At 37.9% G+C, this 18,445-nt stretch carries 16 protein-coding genes; 11 read left to right on the forward strand and 5 right to left on the reverse strand.

Annotation, left to right across the window (positions count from 1 at the left end):
* Positions 1-21: 21 nt before the first annotated feature.
* The 9 genes from rpoC to MKJ01_RS16750 all read left to right on the forward strand — a co-directional run bounded on the left by rpoC (position 22) and on the right by MKJ01_RS16750 (position 10,047).
* Entirely contained in the window at positions 22-4,287 is a 4,266-nt protein-coding gene (rpoC, locus tag MKJ01_RS16710; RefSeq protein ID WP_241615305.1) for a DNA-directed RNA polymerase subunit beta', read from the forward strand.
* A gap of 86 nt (positions 4,288-4,373) precedes the next feature.
* Positions 4,374-4,682, forward strand: a complete 309-nt coding sequence (locus MKJ01_RS16715; protein WP_027388013.1) for a DUF3467 domain-containing protein — start codon at positions 4,374-4,376, stop codon at positions 4,680-4,682.
* Positions 4,683-4,849: 167 nt separating this feature from the next.
* Positions 4,850-5,500, forward strand: coding sequence for a Crp/Fnr family transcriptional regulator (locus MKJ01_RS16720; protein WP_241615306.1), 651 nt, complete (start codon positions 4,850-4,852; stop codon positions 5,498-5,500).
* 122 nt (positions 5,501-5,622) lie between these two features.
* Positions 5,623-6,468 (forward strand): DUF5777 family beta-barrel protein, encoded by an 846-nt coding sequence (locus MKJ01_RS16725; RefSeq protein WP_241632702.1) that lies wholly within the window; start codon positions 5,623-5,625, stop codon positions 6,466-6,468.
* A 1-nt stretch (position 6,469) separates the two neighbouring features.
* Complete coding sequence (locus MKJ01_RS16730) at positions 6,470-6,808, forward strand: cytochrome c (RefSeq protein ID WP_241615308.1); 339 nt, start codon at positions 6,470-6,472, stop codon at positions 6,806-6,808.
* Positions 6,809-6,819: 11 nt separating this feature from the next.
* Positions 6,820-7,365 carry a YceI family protein gene (locus MKJ01_RS16735; RefSeq protein WP_241615309.1) on the forward strand — a complete coding sequence of 182 codons (546 nt, stop codon included), beginning with the start codon at positions 6,820-6,822 and terminating at the stop codon, positions 7,363-7,365.
* Positions 7,362-7,889 carry an ankyrin repeat domain-containing protein gene (locus tag MKJ01_RS16740; protein WP_241615310.1) on the forward strand — a complete coding sequence of 176 codons (528 nt, stop codon included), beginning with the start codon at positions 7,362-7,364 and terminating at the stop codon, positions 7,887-7,889. Before MKJ01_RS16735 ends, MKJ01_RS16740 begins: the two co-directional genes overlap by 4 nt.
* Positions 7,890-7,893: 4 nt before the next feature.
* A complete protein-coding gene (locus MKJ01_RS16745) occupies positions 7,894-8,643 on the forward strand; it encodes a T9SS type A sorting domain-containing protein (RefSeq protein WP_241615311.1) in 750 nt (249 codons plus the stop codon).
* Positions 8,644-8,763: 120 nt separating this feature from the next.
* A complete protein-coding gene (locus MKJ01_RS16750) occupies positions 8,764-10,047 on the forward strand; it encodes an ectonucleotide pyrophosphatase/phosphodiesterase (RefSeq protein WP_241615312.1) in 1,284 nt (427 codons plus the stop codon).
* 85 nt (positions 10,048-10,132) lie between these two features.
* Here MKJ01_RS16750 and MKJ01_RS16755 read toward each other — a convergent pair whose 3' ends face one another.
* Positions 10,133-11,017: an NAD(P)H-binding protein gene (locus tag MKJ01_RS16755; RefSeq protein ID WP_241615313.1), complete on the reverse strand. Its 885-nt coding sequence runs from the start codon at positions 11,015-11,017 to the stop codon at positions 10,133-10,135.
* A gap of 80 nt (positions 11,018-11,097) precedes the next feature.
* Here MKJ01_RS16755 and MKJ01_RS16760 point away from each other — a divergent pair, with 80 nt between their 5' ends.
* Both MKJ01_RS16760 and MKJ01_RS16765 read left to right on the forward strand, forming a co-directional pair.
* The gene (locus tag MKJ01_RS16760) at positions 11,098-11,472 is read left to right on the forward strand and encodes a helix-turn-helix domain-containing protein (protein ID WP_241615314.1); all 375 of its coding nucleotides are present in this window, start codon (positions 11,098-11,100) and stop codon (positions 11,470-11,472) included.
* Positions 11,473-11,773: 301 nt separating this feature from the next.
* Positions 11,774-13,102, forward strand: coding sequence for a carboxylesterase family protein (locus tag MKJ01_RS16765; protein ID WP_241615315.1), 1,329 nt, complete (start codon positions 11,774-11,776; stop codon positions 13,100-13,102).
* 98 nt (positions 13,103-13,200) lie between these two features.
* Here MKJ01_RS16765 and MKJ01_RS16770 read toward each other — a convergent pair whose 3' ends face one another.
* The 4 genes from MKJ01_RS16770 to MKJ01_RS16785 form a co-directional block, all read right to left on the reverse strand.
* Positions 13,201-14,673, reverse strand: a complete 1,473-nt coding sequence (locus MKJ01_RS16770; RefSeq protein ID WP_241615316.1) for an alpha-amylase — start codon at positions 14,671-14,673, stop codon at positions 13,201-13,203.
* A gap of 44 nt (positions 14,674-14,717) precedes the next feature.
* Positions 14,718-15,812, reverse strand: coding sequence for a DNA polymerase IV (gene dinB / locus MKJ01_RS16775; protein ID WP_241632703.1), 1,095 nt, complete (start codon positions 15,810-15,812; stop codon positions 14,718-14,720).
* 86 nt (positions 15,813-15,898) lie between these two features.
* Positions 15,899-16,414, reverse strand: coding sequence for a thioredoxin family protein (locus MKJ01_RS16780; RefSeq protein ID WP_241615318.1), 516 nt, complete (start codon positions 16,412-16,414; stop codon positions 15,899-15,901).
* A 139-nt stretch (positions 16,415-16,553) separates the two neighbouring features.
* A complete protein-coding gene (locus tag MKJ01_RS16785) occupies positions 16,554-18,320 on the reverse strand; it encodes a T9SS type A sorting domain-containing protein (RefSeq protein ID WP_241615319.1) in 1,767 nt (588 codons plus the stop codon).
* Positions 18,321-18,445: the final 125 nt, after the last annotated feature.

An 18,445-nucleotide genomic window follows, 5' to 3' on the forward strand; every position in this document is an offset into this window, starting at 1 on the left:
CTTTTAATCAAAAATTAAATTATGTCAAATAAAAATAAATCAAGTAGATTTAATAAAATAACCATCGGTTTAGCTTCTCCGGAGTCCATTTTACAGGACTCAAGAGGAGAGGTTTTAAAGCCGGAAACCATTAACTACAGAACACACAAGCCTGAAAGGGACGGATTGTTCTGTGAAAAAATCTTCGGTCCTATCAAAGATTACGAATGTGCTTGTGGTAAATACAAGAGAATTCGTTACAAAGGGATCGTTTGTGACCGTTGTGGAGTAGAAGTAACAGAGAAGAAAGTAAGAAGAGAGCGAATCGGGCATATCAATTTGGTAGTTCCTATTGCTCACATATGGTATTTCCGTTCTTTACCAAACAAAATTGGTTATCTTTTAGGAATTCCTTCTAAGAAATTAGATATGATCATCTACTACGAAAGATACGTAGTGATTCAGCAGGGGATTGCTAAAAAATTAGACGGTTCTGACTTCGATAACATGGAATTCTTGACAGAAGAAGAGTACCTTGATATCATGGAAACTCTGCCTGTTGAAAACCAATATCTTGATGATTCCGATCCGAACAAATTCATCGCTAAGATGGGTGCTGAAGCGGTTGAGGAATTGTTAAAAAGAATTGACCTTGATGCCTTGTCTTTCGACTTGAGACACAAAGCACATAACGAAGGTTCAAAGCAAAGAAGAACTGAAGCTCTGAAAAGATTAAATGTTGTAGAAGCATTAAGAGGTGCCAATACAAGAATGATCAACAGACCGGAGTGGATGATTATGCGTGTACTTCCAGTTATCCCACCGGAACTAAGACCATTGGTTCCATTGGATGGTGGACGTTTCGCTACTTCCGATTTGAATGACCTTTACAGAAGAGTAATCATCAGAAATAACCGTTTGAAGAGATTATTGGAGATCAAAGCTCCGGAAGTAATCTTAAGAAACGAGAAGCGTATGCTTCAGGAATCTGTAGACTCATTATTTGATAATACGAGAAAATCTTCTGCAGTAAAATCTGAATCAAACAGACCGTTGAAATCGCTTTCCGATTCATTGAAAGGAAAGCAGGGTCGTTTCCGTCAGAACTTATTAGGGAAAAGGGTAGATTACTCGGCGCGTTCGGTAATTGTTGTAGGTCCGAACTTACAGCTTCACGAATGTGGTATTCCTAAAGATATGGCTGCGGAACTATACAAACCGTTTATCATCAGAAAACTGATTGAAAGAGGAATTGTAAAAACCGTAAAATCTGCAAAAAGAATTATTGACAGAAAAGAACCGGTAGTATATGATATTCTTGAAAATGTGATGAAAGGTCACCCGGTTTTATTAAACAGGGCACCTACGCTTCACAGATTGGGAATCCAGGCATTCCAGCCTAAAATGATCGAAGGGAAGGCAATCCAGTTACACCCATTGGTAACAACAGCGTTCAACGCCGATTTCGATGGTGACCAGATGGCGGTACATTTACCGTTAGGCCCTGAAGCAATCCTGGAAGCTCAGTTATTGATGCTAGGCTCTCAGAATATCCTGAACCCGGCAAACGGTTCTCCGATTACCGTACCTTCTCAGGACATGGTTTTGGGTCTGTATTTTATGACCAAAGAATTGAGCTCTACAGATGATATGAAAGTATTGGGTGAAGGCCTTGTATTCTATTCTCCTGAAGAAGCCGAAATCGCTTATGCGGAAGGAAGAGTATCTTTAAATGCTAAAGTAAGATGCAGGCTTCCTGTAAAAGAAGATGGTGAGATCGTAACCAGATTGATAGAAACTTCTGTAGGTAGAATCTTATTTAACCAGATTGTTCCTAAACAGTCAGGATATATCAATGAGCTGCTTACTAAGAAATCGCTAAGAAACATTATCGGTAGAGTTCTTGATGACACCGATTTCCCGACCACCGTGAAGTTCCTGGATGCCATGAAAGATTTAGGATATTCAAACGCATTCAAAGGAGGTCTTTCATTCTCATTAGGGGACATTGTGGTTCCTGTTGAGAAAAAGAAAATGATTGCTACCTCGATTGAAACAGTAGACGAAATCAGAGCCAACTATAACATGGGTCTTATTACAGATACGGAACGTTACAACCAGGTAATTGATGTTTGGACAAACACGAATGCAGGATTAACTGAGATGATCATGAGCAGAATGAAAGTTGACCAGGGTGGATTCAATTCTGTATATATGATGCTTGACTCAGGAGCAAGGGGTTCTAAGGAACAGATCCGTCAGTTATCAGGGATGAGAGGTTTGATGGCAAAACCGCAGAAAGCCGGTTCTACCGGTGCGGAGATCATTGAAAACCCGATCCTTGCGAACTTTAAAGAAGGTCTTTCCATCTTGGAATACTTTATCTCTACCCACGGTGCCCGTAAAGGTCTTGCGGATACCGCTCTTAAAACGGCCGATGCCGGTTACTTAACGAGAAGATTGGTAGATGTGGCACAGGATGTTATTGTTACAGAAGCAGACTGTGGAACATTAAGAGGAACAGAAGTTACTGCACTTAAGAAAAATGACGAAATCGTTGAAAAGATTTCTGAAAGAATCTTAGGTAGAGTATCTCTTCATAATATTTATGATCCTGAAAGTGATGAGTTAATTGCTGAAGCAGATCAGGTAATTAACGAAACATTAGCTAAGAGAATTGAAGAAGCAGCATTAGAATCGGTGGAAGTTCGTTCACCATTGACTTGTGAAGCTAAGAAAGGAATCTGTGCTAAATGTTACGGTAGAAACTTAGCCACCGGTAAAGTAATCCATATGGGTGAAGCGGTAGGTGTTATTGCAGCACAATCCATCGGTGAACCGGGAACTCAGCTTACATTGAGAACTTTCCACCAGGGGGGTACTGCGGGTAACGTTTCAGAAAATCCTTCAATTGTTGCAAGGAGAGACGGTATCGTTGAAATGGACGAAGTAAGAACCATTACTTCTGAAGACGAAAACGGAAATACGGCTGAAGTTGTGGTTTCCCGTTCAACAGAATTCAGATTGGTGGCTGATAATGAGTCCAGAACTCCACTAATGGTAGCTAACGTACCTTACGGTTCCATACTATCTGTAAAACCGGGAGATAAAGTAAGCAAAGGAGATGTGATCTGTAGATGGGATCCGTACAACGCGGTTATCATTGCAGAAACTGCCGGTAAGGTAGAATATGAGGATATCATCCAGGGTATTTCATTCCAGCTTGAGATTGACGAACAGACCGGATTTGAAGAGAAAGTAATCTCTGAATCCAGAAATAAGAAAGCCGTACCTACTCTGAAAGTAGTGGATTCTAAAGGAGTTGAGCAAAGAGCATACAACTTACCGGTAGGAGCCCACTTAATGGTAAACGATGGTGAAAAAATTAAAGCCGGTAAAGTTTTAATTAAAATCCCGAGAAAATCTGCAAAAGCAGGGGATATCACCGGAGGTCTTCCGAGAGTTACCGAATTATTCGAAGCAAGAAACCCTTCAAACCCGGCAGTGGTTACAGAAATCGACGGGGTGGTTTCTTACGGAAAAATCAAGAGAGGTAACCGTGAATTGATTGTAGAAGCGAAAACTGGTGAAAGAAAAATTTATTTAGTTAAATTATCCAATCAGATCCTGGTACAGGAAAATGACTTCGTAAGAGCTGGTTCACCGCTTTCTGACGGATCTATCACACCGGATGATATCTTAAGAATCAAAGGTCCAACGGCGGTTCAGGAATATCTGGTAAATGAAATTCAGGAAGTTTACCGTCTTCAGGGGGTAAAAATCGATGATAAGCACTTTGAAATTATCGTAAGACAGATGATGACCAAAGTATCTATTGTTGACGGAGGTGATACTCAGTTCCTTGAAGGAGCTCTTGAACATAAATATGATTTCCTTGAAGAAAACAACAGGGTATTCGGACTTAAAGTTGTAATGGATGCCGGAGATTCTAAAATCTTCAAGCCGGGTCAGATGATTACAGCAAGAGAATTAAGAGACGAAAATTCTAAACTGAAGCGTGAAGATCAGGCTTTGGTTCAGGTAAGAGAAGCTCTTCCGGCTACTGCAACACCTGTACTTCAGGGGATTACAAGAGCCGCTCTTCAAACAAAATCATTCATGTCTGCAGCATCGTTCCAGGAAACCACCAAGGTTCTTAACGAAGCAGCAGTGGCAGGTAAAGTTGATGAGCTGAACGGTCTTAAAGAAAACGTAATTGTAGGGCACAGAATCCCTGCAGGTACAGGTCTTAAAGAATACCAGAATGTGATCGTAGGTTCTAAAAAAGAATTCGAAGATCTTAACTAAAATTAATAATTTGAAATTTGAGGTTCGGAATTATTTTTATACTTTCACAATCTCAAATTTCATTTTTAAAAAATATAATTTATACAATGGACAACCAGAATCAAAACAACGATCCAAACAACATCAACATTCAATTAAACGAAATGGTAGCATCAGGAGTTTACTGTAACCTTGCGTTGGTAAACCACTCTCCATCTGAGTTTGTAGTAGATTTTATTCAGTTAATGCCAGGTGTGCAGCAGGCAAACGTACGTTCAAGAGTTATTCTTGCTCCGCTTCACGCTAAAAGAGTATTAACCGCTCTTCAGCAAAACATCACTAATTACGAGCAGCAATTCGGAGAAATCAAAGAAGTTGAGCCTTTCGTATTAGGAGGAAATAACGTAAACGCTTAAGATTTATCTTACATAAAATTAGAACGCCTCAGTGAAAACTGAGGCGTTCTTTATAATAGAACATAGATTTAAATGAATATCCGTGATCAAATATCGGTAATAGATAAAAAAATAATATACGGACTTCACAATTTTATATCTTTGTTGTTAAATATGATATAAAGGATATGGTAAATAATGAGTTTATTCTTAATAAATTCGGTTTTCTGGGAGTTGATTTTTTAAATGAATTTGATCAGCATGCTGTAATTGTTGAAATTAAAGCAAAGGCCGAAATTGTAAGAGACGGACAAAAAAACAAATTTGTGCCTTTTTTGATAAAAGGTTCGATCAGGGTTTTTACATTAAATGATGGAAGGGAGCTTATTTATTATTATATAAAAGCCAACGACAGCTGTCTCATGACTTTTTCATCGATCTTTACAGATTGTATAAGCCGTGTCTATGCGGTGGCAGAAGAAGATTCCGAAGTCATACTGATTCCAATTTCCGTGGTTCATGATTGGCTGATCAGATTTCCTGAAATTAACAGGGTATTTTATCACGAATATGACAAAAGGTTTTCAGATGTGATGAGTATGGTCAATGATGCCGTTTTCCACAGGCTTGACAAAAGGGTTCTGAACTATATAAAACAGCAGATTTCACTTACGGGAAATAATCCCATTAAGCTTACGCATAGAGAAATTGCCGGAAATCTAGGGACTTCAAGAGAAGTGGTAAGCAGGGTTCTTAAAAAAATCGAGAACGAGGGAGAAATTTTTCAGACTAAAGAAGGTATAAAGGTTCCTGTAAATGAAAACATTAAACAATACTAAAATGTGGTATTGTTTATTTTTATTACTTTCATTGATAAAAATAAAGTCCTCGGTGACTTTTATCACACAATTTTAAAACGATAAGTCTATAAGTTTGCCATACAAATTCTAATGTAATGCGTATGACAAAAATGTTTTTATTCCTGTCGGTATTCGCTTCAGGCCTGATGTTTTCACAGGAAGACCTATTAAAAGATATTGACACCATTCAGACCAAAAATACGGAGACTTCCCAACCTGCCTTTAAGGCATTGCAGATTGTCACCGGACAATCTACAAAACTTTCTGCAAAAAATGAATGGTATATTGTTGTGGCACACCGTTTCGGCGATGTAAGCAAAGGATTTAAAGATTTTTTCGGATTGGATGATGCTTCCACTAAATTGGGGGTAATTTATGGAGCTACTGACTGGCTCTCTCTTAATTTATCCAGAGAAACGAACTTAAAAACTTTTGAAGGAGGAGCCAAATACAGATTGTTAAAACAAAACGACAATTTCCCGGTAGATGTAGTGGGGTATAATGTGATGGCAGTAAATACAGACCTTCGCAAAGACAATTATCCTCATCTTAAGTTCGGTGACAGGCTTTCTTATCTGACGCAGGCTTTAATTTCAAGAAGGTTCAGTGATGATTTTTCATTACAGCTTACGCCGTCCTATGTTCATAAAAACCTCTATGATCCAAAAGTAGAAGACAAGAACCAGTTTCTGACCGGTCTTGGCGGAAGGTATAAGATCTCAAAAAGAATATCTATTAATGCAGAATATTTTGTGAATTTCGATAATCACAGTTTTTATAAAAATCCTTTGTCATTAGGAATGGATATAGAAACCGGCGGACACGTATTCCAGCTATTATTTACGAATTCCCAGATCAATTCAGATATCGGATATCTTACGAATGCTACCGGTAAGTGGGAAAAAGGACAGATTTTCTTTGGGTTTAACCTTTATAGAGTTTTTTAATATGAAAAAGTTTATATATATCGTTTCATCAGCAGTATTAATGGCAGCTTGTGAAAGCAGGACTTATGAAGAAATCTCAGATACTGCTCCTATTACGGAAAAGATAACCTATAATAAGGATGTTAAAGCCATTATTGAGACCAATTGTGTGGCTTGCCATTCTCCGGGACCACAGGCCCTGACTAATTATAATCAGGTTAAAAGTAACATCGATAATATTATCGACAGGATCAACAGACCTAACGGAGATCCCGGAAAAATGCCGCAGGGCGGTAGCCTTTCACCTGCACAAATCAATATCATTACAAAATGGAAAGCCGATGGGCTTACTGAAAATTAAAAATCATTCATATGAAAAAGCTGATCGTATTAATCGTTTTGTTGATTTCCGGCAATTTTATTTTTGCACAGAAATACATGTCCAAAACAGGAAAAGTAACATTTGAAGCATCTGTACCGCTTTTCGAAGATGTCTTTGCACAGGATGATAACAATGTTGTTGTTCTTAATGCTGACAATGGTGATATAGCCTCTGTCTCTGTTGTTAAAAATTTTCATTTCAAGACAAAGCTTATGGAGGAGCATTTCAATGAAAGTTATGCAGAAACGGCAAAATATCCGAAGACCACATTCACTGGTAAAATTTTAAATTTTGATAAGTCAAAACTTTCTGCATCGCCTCAGAAATATACGGTGCAGGGTACTCTCAACTTTCATGGGGTAGCAAAAGCATATACCTCAAATGCAACAGTTTCTTCCAAAGACGGAAAAATCTACATCAGCGGAGGATTTGTTGTGAGGGCTGCTGATCATAAAGTAACCATTCCAAAAATGGTAATGAAAAAAGTGGCTGAAAGTGTAAATGTTCAATACAATTATGTTTTAGTTAAGCAATGAAAAATCTCATCATAATAGTAAGTGTGTTTCTTGGATTCACACTTACTTATGCTCAGGAAAAAGCAAAATCAATTTTTGATATTGCCCGTACAGGAACCGTTTCAGAAGTTAAGCAACTGATGAAACAGAATCCGGATATTATCAACCAAACCAATGAGGCCGGTTTTTCACCGCTTATCCTGGCTTGCTACAGAGGAAATGTTGAGGTAGCTAAGTTTCTGATCGACAACGTAAAAGACGTAAATTATAAAAGCCAGGAAGGAACTGCTTTGTCAGGGCTTGCCTTCAGATATAATAAGGAACTGGTGGAATATCTTCTGAAGAAAAATGCAAATCCGAATGTTGCAGATGCCAGTGGAACGACACCGCTGTTCTGGGCCGTAAAGTCCGGAAATAAAGAATTGACTGAAATGCTGCTTCAGTACAAAGCAGATAAAACAGTAAAAGATTCTCAGGGAATGACCCCTTTTGAATATGCCTTACAGACAAACAATACAGAAATTATTAATCTTTTAAAAAATTAAAAAAATGAAAAAAGCTTTACTATTAGCATCAATGGTTCTGGCAACTTCGCTCGGAGCACAATTTTTTTCGACAGGCACAGTGAATTTACCCACTGCTTCTATGACCGTAAAAATAGTTACTAATCCTACTACGGTGACCATGACTTTAACTGGAGACAGCAACTCAATGCTGGGTATTGGTTTTGGATCATCAGGAATGGCAGATGGTGCGGACGGATTTATTTACAATTCTGCTGCAAGTAGAGATTATACTTTTGATGGAATAGGAAATGCACCAATTGCGGATGCATCACAAGATTGGACAGTAACCTCTAATACTGTTTCAGGAAGTACAAGAACAATTATTGCTACAAGGAGCCTTGCAGGAGGAACGGGTGATTTTGCAATATCTAATTCGAATTCGAATATAAATATTTTTTATGCAAGAAGAGCAGGAAATACCAATTTAGGATATCATAGCTCAAGTAGAGATTATGCTACATTGTCAAGAACTTCCGTTTTAGCAACCGGAGAAGTGGCATCACAAAGCAAAAAAGTAGTCCTGTATCCTAATCCTGCAAAAGAAACGGTAAACATCAAAAATGCCGATACTATTAAATCGGTTGATATTTTTGAATCGACAGGAAGAAAAATCAAAACCGTGAAGATGGAAGGAACAGAACTCAATGTTTCCGACCTGAAATCCGGAAATTATTATTTCGAAATTACTTTGAAAGATGGTTCGACAGTTTTCGAGCAATTAATCAAAGAATAAGCAAGAGCCACTGAAAAGTGGCTTTTTTTATTACAGAAAGCATATGGTTTTAATGATTTTTTAACCTATGAAATTTCTTTGTCCCAATTTCGGCCGGTACCTTTGCATAAATTTTACATAATGAAGCAGGGATTCCAATTTTTACTGTTCATCTTTTCATTAACCGTTTCTGCTCAAAAAGGGAATACGGATACTGCTCAGGTAGTCATTCCCGATCGTATAAATAGTATTGAAGCGCAGGCGAAACCTTACGTAATCATGATTTCCACAGATGGTTTCCGCTATGATTATGCTAAAAAATATAATGCTGAGCATCTTCTGAAGTTTGCAAATGAAGGCGTTCAGGCAAAAGCCATGATTCCGAGTTATCCCAGCATTACGTTCCCCAATCACTGGACATTAATCACCGGCCTTTATCCTTCTCACCATGGTTTAATTGATAATTATTTCTATGATTACAAGAAGAAAGAAAGTTATGCCATGAGCGACAGAAAAAATGCAGAAGACGGAAGCTGGTATGGCGGCACTCCGCTTTGGGGCTTGGCTGAAAAGCAGGGAATGGTTTCGGCTTCCTTAATGTGGGTAGGCTCTGCGAGTGATGCAGGTGGAAAAAGGCCGACGTATTATTATCCTTATCATGAAAAATTTAGTCCTTCAGAGAAAATCGATAAAGTAATGAACTGGCTAAAATTACCCGCTGATAAAAGACCTCATTTTATTTCCTTATATTTTCCTGAAGTTGATGGAAGCGGACATCATTTCGGCCCGGATTCAAAAGAAACTGAAAATGCCGTTCATCTGGTAGATCAGGCCATTGGGGAACTGGTTCGGAAAGTAAATGATACAGGACTTAAAAACGTGAATTTTATTTTTGTTTCAGACCATGGCATGATAAAAATAGACAGCGGAAACCCCTTGGAAGTTCCTGCTGTTTTATTTGATAAAAAAAGATTTGATTTTTATAATTCACAGACTTTATTAAGGGTGTACGTTAAAAACCCTGATGAGGTTAAACGTGTTTTTAAAGAATTAAAGACCAGCAAAACAGAAAACTACGAAGTCTATCTGGATAGAAAGCTTCCCGGCTATCTTCATTTTAGTACAAGAGATGATCAATACAGCAGGATCGGACAGATTTTATTAGTTCCGAAAGCCCCGAAAATATTTTTGGAACAAGGAAAGAAAGCATCCATAGGAAAACATGGGTATGATCCCAAACTTGTTCCTGAAATGAAAGCCACATTTTTCGCCTGGGGACCAGAATTTAAAAATAATCTGGTGATTGATGAATTTGGCAATGTCAATGTTTATCCTCTGGTAGCTGAGATTTTAGGGTTGAATATTGATCAGCCCATTGATGGGAAATTAAAAGTTTTAAAAAAGACATTAAAAGATCAAAAATAAAATTACATCTTTAAGCTAAAATGATATAGTTTCGGCGAGCCAAAGGCTCGCCGAAACTATATTTAAAGCTAATATGAATTTTCATTTAAGAATTAAATCGGGAAGCAAATTCCGTTGCAAAATCTTCTAATGTAGTGCCTGTCATAACCGGTGACCCATGCTCAACAAAATCTGCCTGTACAATTCCTGTTCTCATGCCTTTTCCCATTTCGGCATACAGCTCAGCCATTTCCTGAGGAAGACCTGCCTGGAGGGCACCATTTATATATTCTTCATCTGTAAATTCTATCCATGGTAAGGCGGGTTTACCAATCGCTGCACCCAGAATGGCAGCAAATTCAGAAGGGGTACGAATATCACTTACGGCATACCTTATATTTTTACCTTCAGAAATTTTTAACAGTTCTTCTGCTGCTGCTTTTGCAATATCATTCGGATGCACCAGTGGGATACCTGTATGTTCCGGATAATTTCCGCCAATGATTCCGGCATTTTGAATCATCGGAATATCATTGAAAAAATTAATATAAAAATATCCGGCGCGTAAAAAGGTCACTGATACGTTTTCTAAATCAGAATATAATTTTTCAATGTGATGGAGACCTTTGATCGGACCGGTCTCTACAGGAGATTCTGCACCTACACTGCTGAGCATAACCACTTTTTTAACATGGGCTTTTTTAATGGCGTCAGCATAATTTTTTCCTGCATTTACTGTATTTTCAACAATGTTTATGTTGCCCATATTTGGAGGTGTCATGACAAAAACAGAATCTGCTCCTCTAAATGTTCTCATTAAAAAATCCAGATCGGTAATAGAGCCGATTGCAGCTTTTCCTCTTAAGGATTCTATTTCAACTTTTTTAGATGGATTACTGCTGATGACAGTAACTTCATGTCCTTCTTTAATTAATTGTTGGGCTAATGGTTTCGCTACGTTTCCTAATGAGCCTGTGATGACAATTTTCATATATAAATATTTTTTATTTCTGTAAACAAAGGTATATTTGTGCTTACTTTTATACAAGTACTTACCCTAAAGTATGTATCATGACATTAATTAAAGAGAGCTCTACCATTCAGGAAAATAAAAGAAATATATTAGACCAGTGCCCTGTTATGTATGTGATGGAAAGGATCGGCGGCTTTTGGAAACCTATCATTTTATTCCAGCTTTCAACAGGAAGTAAGAGGTATAGTGAGCTAAAAAGAGCCATTCCGGAAGTAACTGAAAAAATGTTGATTCAACATTTAAAGCAGCTGGAGGCAGATGGACTGATCATTAGAACGGCAAGGCCTGTTGTTCCGCCCCATGTGACCTATGAATTAAGTGAAGCAGGCAATAAACTGGCACCCGTTATCGATGCAATGGCAGACTGGGCTTTTGAAGATATGAAAGGGACTCATCATTGGAAACCGGTGTAGCTGTATAAAGTACATCTACTAAGAAGGCTGTTCAATTTAGAGATTTTCCATTAAAGAGATTCGGATACTGATAAGGTTTTATATCAGCCACAAACGGGTATTTCACATCGCTTTTCATCATTGTGTTTATAGGCATAATTAGTGCCTTCCATTTTAGAAATAATAATATACTGGTCGTAAAAGTCAAGTGTTTTCTGGATTTTCTTTTAGGAATCTCATCTTTACATAATAATAAGCCTGAATCTGTTGTATTGAAATAGAAAAATAGTAAATTTATTAAAGAATAAATTTGATATAAGGTATGACTGCACAACAGAATACAGGAATACATATTTTTAATACGCCTTTCGGGAAAATTCCAGCATTGAAGGAACATGGTGTTATAAGAGCCAGGAGTATCCGGTATGCACGTTCTGAGAGGTTTAAAAAACCTGTCTCTCTTCAGTCTGCTGATTCAGAAGGGATTGCAGATAAGATACCTGTTTGTCCACAAAATATAAGTCCATTACTGGAGAGGCTGATCCAAAAAACAGTGCTGGGAAATTTTGAGCCTGATGAATCGACACAGTTTCTGACGATAACACGTCCTGAATATATTAATGAAAATGAAGAACTGCCTGTGATCGTCTGGATTCACGGAGGATCGTATGAAATAGGATGTGGCGACCTTCCGACTTCCGATCCATCGGTTTGGGTAAAGGAGCAGAATATCATAGTCGTTTCGGTTTCTTATCGGTTGGGATTGTTCGGTTTTTTGGGTGGGACCAATGACAGGCCGGCAAACCTGGGATTGTTTGATATCATAGAAGCTTTGAAATGGATCAGGCGAAATATACGGTCTTTTGGAGGAAATCCTGGTAATATTACCCTTTTCGGGCAGTCTTCAGGAGGTGATGCCATTGCTCATCTCATGATTTCCGAAGGAGTTGAAGGATTGTTTCATCGGGCGATTATTCACAGTGCACCATTGGGATTCAGGCACAAAAGGCAGAAAATGTCTTACGAGTTTTTCCTGAAAACAGAAAGCCTCAAAAACGAGCTTGATCCTTTAAAAATGGTGGAAGGATATGTGAAGTTTTTACCCTCTTTCAAAAAATATGGCTTAAAAACTTCGATGCCGTTTTGTATCCAATATGGCTACCCTCCTTTATGTAAAGAAGAAGACAGCCTCGTAAAATGGAGGGAAAACGCGGGTAAATATGATGTGTTAATGGGTTCAAATCAGGATGAGACCTCATTTTATGTAAAAACGGCACAAGAGGGAATCTATACTTATTTAAATGAAAAGATACTCAATTTTATTGTCCGGTCTACTACAAAATCAATCTACGAAAAGCCGGCTCAGATTTTTTCGGAAAATTATGCAAAAGGAGGAGGAAATATTTATCTTTTCAGAATTCATTCAAAACTTAAGAATAATTATATCGGGGCATCACACTGCGTAGACCTGCCTTTAATTTTTGCCAATGAATCTGCATGGAAAGATTCTGAACTTTTAAAAGATGTTCCGTGGGAATATGTTTTTGAAAACGGTAAAAAGATTCGTGCCCTTTGGGCAGAGTTTGCCAGAAACGGAAACATTTCAGACCATTCTGAAAAACCGGAGATTCTCAATCTTCTTAAAGTTTAGCAGCATCTTTAAACGATAAAAGTAGTTTATTATTCTGTAGTATCGAATACTACCAGTACTACAGAATAACAACTTTTATAATCTTTGAAAAGTGAATATTATTCAGCAATCCAAACGCTTACATTACCGGCAGGAACCGGGAAATTTCCCCAGCCGTTTTCATCGACAGTCACTTTATCTTCAATTCTGCCTAACAGGTCATAAAATGTTTTTCCGATATATTTTTTACCCATTTCCATAGGCTTTTCATACGCGTCTTTATTGCTCAGTACTATGGCACATCCCGAATGCTCTTCATCTCCTTCACGAACCCATCCCAGGCAGTTGGCATCTTCGAAATAGTCTCTTTGTTCACCATAAGCATAATGTTTACGAGCTTTCATCAATTCTTCAATCCCGTCCACTTTATCCAGGAATATTTCCTGGTCATTGCCTTCCCGGTCTTTATCAACATAATGGGCTCCGTACAGGTCAGGGTAAAATATACACGGATATCCGTCCTGCCTCAATAGAATCAGTGCATAGGCCAACGGCTTAAACCAACTTTCCACAGGAGCTTCCAAATCCTGCAAAGGCTGAGTATCATGATTGTCTACCAAGGTTACTGAATGAAGTGGATCCTCTTTTGTTAAGGTTGAATCAAAAATCCTTCTCAGGTCATAAGAGCTTCCTTCATTAGAGGCGTTATGGAAGTTATGATGTAAAGAGCTGTCAAAAAGGCTCATACACCCTTCGGTAACATCAATGTACTTTTGAAGCAATGGCAAACGGCCCGGAGCCCAATATTCTCCGACGGCAAAAATATTTTTGCCTGTATTGGAGCGTAACAGGGTAAGCCATTCTTTATAGAAATCATAAGAAATATGCTTTACGGCATCAAGTCTTACACCGTCAAAGTCGGTCTGGTCGAAGTACCATTTGGCCCAATAGTTAAGTTCTTCCCGAACATGAGGATTCCTGTGTTCGATATCATTGAACATCAGGTAATCATAATTTCCTTTTTCATCATCAATCATTTCTTCCCAGCCGTCTCCGTATTCGGATTTGATCTTATAAATATGGGAATCCATTCCTTCGGCATAATCTACGCCGCTGAAACAGGTAAAGTTCCATTCAAAATCAGAATATTTTTTATTCCTTGCAGGAAAGTTAAATTTTGTATAGGATTGAATATCAAATTCATCTGAAATAATTTTCTCCCGGTCTTCTTCATCTACTTTTACGACCTTAAACGTTTCCAATTCATCACCACCTCCTTTATGGTTCAGTACAATGTCTACAATCACCTTGATGTTACGTTCTTTCATTGCTTTAATCGCGCTGAGGTAATCATCCTTGGTTCCATATTTTGTAGCTACTGTTCCTTTCTGATCAAATTCCCCCAAGTCAAAAAGGTCATATGTATCATATCCTACAGAATGTTCCCCGCCCGCGCCTTTATAAGCCGGTGGGAACCATATGGAAGTAATTCCGAGTTCGGCTAAATAATCTGCTTCTTTTTCTGCCTGTTTCCACAGTTTTCCACCTTCTTCTATATACCAGTGGAAATACTGAATCATCGTCTCATTCATAAATTGTAAATTGGTTTCTACAATATAGTGAAAAAATCAGACCATCAGTCCTCAAATTCGGTAAACGGGATTTTTAACTGAACGGAAACAAGTTTCTTTTCTTCCGTATTCAGATGGGAAAGGGATAATCCCAGTAAACGGACGGGTTTATCGAAAGGCCTAAGTTCCCAAAGTTTTTTTCCGGTATTGAAATACTGTTCCGGTGATGAAAAATAAGTTTCCTTTGTTATGCTTCTGGTAAAGAGTGAGAAATCCTTGTACTTTATTTTTAAAGTTAGTGATCTTCCCTGAATGTTGTTTTTCTGTAGTCGGGTATGGAGTTCTTCGCTTAAGCTCTGCAGCTTTTCATTGATCTGCAGCTCGTCAAAAAGATCTTCCAGAAAAGTTCTTTCTACTGCGACACTCTTCTGGATCCGGTGAGGTTTTACTTCAGAAGTATGGATGCCGCGGACGACATTATAATAGTAGGCTCCTGATTTTCCAAATAGCGTGGTAAGATCTTCTATCGATCTTTTTTTAAGATCTTTTCCTTTGTAAATACCTAAACTGAACATTTTATTGGCCGTTACTTTTCCTACGCCGTAGAATTTTTCGACGGGCAATTCTTCAAGGAAGCCTTCCAGCTTATCGGGATGGATGGTTTTTTGTCCGTTCGGCTTATTAATGTCTGAGGCTACTTTCGCAAGGAATTTATTTACGGAAATCCCTGCAGAAGCCGTTAAGCCGGTTTGTTCGAAAATTTTTTGCCGGATTTCCTTTGCAATCTGGTTGGCCGATTCTATTCCTTTCTTATTTTCTGTAACATCAAGATAGGCTTCATCTAACGACAAAGGTTCTACCAGATCGGTATATTCGTAAAAAATTTCACGGATCTGCCTTGATATTTCTTTATAACGCGGAAAGCGCGGAGATACAAAAATAAGATGCGGGCATTTTTCTTTTGCCGTTTTGCTGGGCATGGCAGAACGCACTCCGAATTTTCTCGCTTCATAGCTGGCTGCGGCTACCACGCCACGGTGCTGCCCGCCCACGGCAATAGCTTTTCCTTTTAAAGAAGGATTATCATGCTGTTCTACAGAAGCATAAAATGCATCCATATCCACGTGAATAATTTTTCGTATCGGAAAAGAAGAATCCATACCGCAAAGATATGGATTCATAATTTTTATATTAACCTGTTATTCTAAGTAATGGACTTTACCACTTAAATTGCAAATACCAAATCCTATTTCAAAAGACGGTCAATGGTCGCCTGGATGTCCGGGTCTTCCGGAGAAATAGCGTAGTACTTGGCAATAGTGGATTTCTGATCGATGACCATATATCTCGGAATCCAGTTTAAATCAATGTAATTATTGAAATCATTTTTCCATCCGGAAGAAAACCAGTAATTTTCTTTATCTTTCATATCAAAACGTTCCAGGCTTCTATCAAACCCTTCTTTTGAACGGTCAAGGGAAAAAAATATAAAATCAATCCCTTTATTATGTTCTTCAAGTTCCTTTGCTTTGGGAAGTGCTTTAAGACAGTCCCTACACCAGCCTGCCCAGAAATCAAGAACGACTATTTTTCCTTTATGCTGATCCAGGACTTGTTGGATAGATATGCTTTTTCCTTGTTCATCTTCCATTTTCTGGCTAAGAGCTTCCTTTGAAAACTCAGTTTGTGAGACCCTAGGAACTTCCTGAGCACATCCTAAAGTAAAAATACTCAACATAATAACAGATAGCATTTCTTTCATTTTCATTTTTTTACAATGGTTCGTAATTTTAGATGGGGAAATGATGAATTAGTTAAAATAAATGATGTCAAAAAATTTAGGTAAAAAAAATTCATATCTGCTGGATATGAATTTCTATGTGTTTATTGTAGATAAAATATTACTTTTTAATTATTTTCTGGTAGTTATTCTCTTTGCCGGTTAATGTATTTACAAAATAGACGCCGCTTGGCAATGTATTAATATTCACACTTGCTGAAATTCCCTGAATATCTTTTGATAAAATAAGTTTACCGTCTGCGGAGTGTATTTCTATTTTTGAAATTTTAGACTTAGAATTGATATTAATTACATCAGAAGTGGGATTAGGATATACGGTGATATTATTTTGCTTATTGGTTTCATTCACATCCAGTAAATTATCAAAATTCATTTTTAAAATAAATCCGTCATAATTACTTATAATCCCTGATCCTAACGTTATTCCCGAGAAATCAGTAAGACCTTTATACTGACCTACCAATACCATATCGTTGGTATTTTTTCGAAAACGGATTGCTAAGCCACGATCTTCCAGTTGTCCGCCAAAACCTTTCCCCCAGAAGTAATCACCATCTGTTGTAAGTGCAATGATGGAAATGTCGTAATTGCCTGAGGTTGATGAGAATAGGGGTTGCTCGTTGCCGTCCACCATTTGCACTAAATAATAGCCTGTAACAAAAACACGGTCTCCGTTGACTGACAAATCTTTCGATTTTGCTTCATAATTGTAGATTCCCTGCTTGGCTCCAAAATTCCTTACCCAAACAAATTCACCACTGCTGTTTAATTTTAAAATATAGGTGCTTAAACCTCCGATTGAAGTCAAATTGTTAACGGCAACAGAATTTGGATTGAAATCTACAGTTTCTCTAAAAGTACCTGTACAGTATACATTGCCATTGCTGTCTGTATCAATCGCATAACCAGAGTCCCAACCTGTAGGAGAACCAAAAGTTTTGGCCCATTGGTAGCTTCCGTCGGCAAGGCTGTATTTTGCTACAAAAATATCACTAGCTGCACTTGAAGAAGTTAAATTATTGACTTCGCTTCCTGGGTTAAAATCAACCGTTCCGCTGTAAGCACCAGTGAGATATAGATTTTGACCATCAACGCTTAAATCTTCGAGTCGTTGTTCATTTCCGGTATTACCAATCTGTTTTGCATAGACAAAGTCACCGTTAGTATCAAGTTTCATAAAAAATATATCCGACAAATTATCAGAGGTCATATTAAAACTACCTGCTCCCGGATCAAAATCTATTGTTGTGATGAAATTTCCTGCCATATAAACATTTCCGGCAGTGTCAACTTTCATATTATTAAACCTGCAATTGGAAATGTCATTCCCACCAACCTGCTTTGCCCAAACGAAACCTCCATTAGAAGTAAGTTTGCAAACAAACTGGAATGATGTATACATTGTTGAAGTATTTGGCAGGTAAAACGAGCTGTTTGAGCTGGTGTCAAAATTGACGCGATAATCGTAGATGCCGCTTACATAAACATTTCCAGCACCGTCTAAAGCTATTTTAGGAAATCGGTCAAGATTCTGATCGACTACACTTACATCGTTTTGAAATACTCCGCCTACCTGTTTCACCCAGATCAGGTTTCCATTAGGATCCAGTTTTACACAGTACAGATTTCCTTTAGTCTGATTAGGATTTAAAGTATTGATTGGATTGTATATCGGTCCTGGATTAAAATCAACAACACCTTTAAAGTAGCCGACAGCATATACATTACCGGTAGCATCTATCGCAACATCTGAAGCTGTATCTATATATACGTCGCCAATACTGACTGCCCATTTTGTAGTCTGTGCAGTCAGTGACTGTTGGGCGAGAAAAATTATAAAGAATAAGAAAGTAAAAAGAAATTTCATATAAATGTTATTGAAGTTGTTTAAACTTTTAATTTTTTGATTAGTCTTAATGAAAATGCTAAAAAGTGCAGGCTTTTCCAGGTAATATCCAGTTTTTCAAATCTTATCAGTAAAGCCTTGAAACC

It is taken from the genome of Chryseobacterium sp. SSA4.19 (assembly GCF_022601875.1).
Taxonomy (GTDB): domain Bacteria; phylum Bacteroidota; class Bacteroidia; order Flavobacteriales; family Weeksellaceae; genus Chryseobacterium.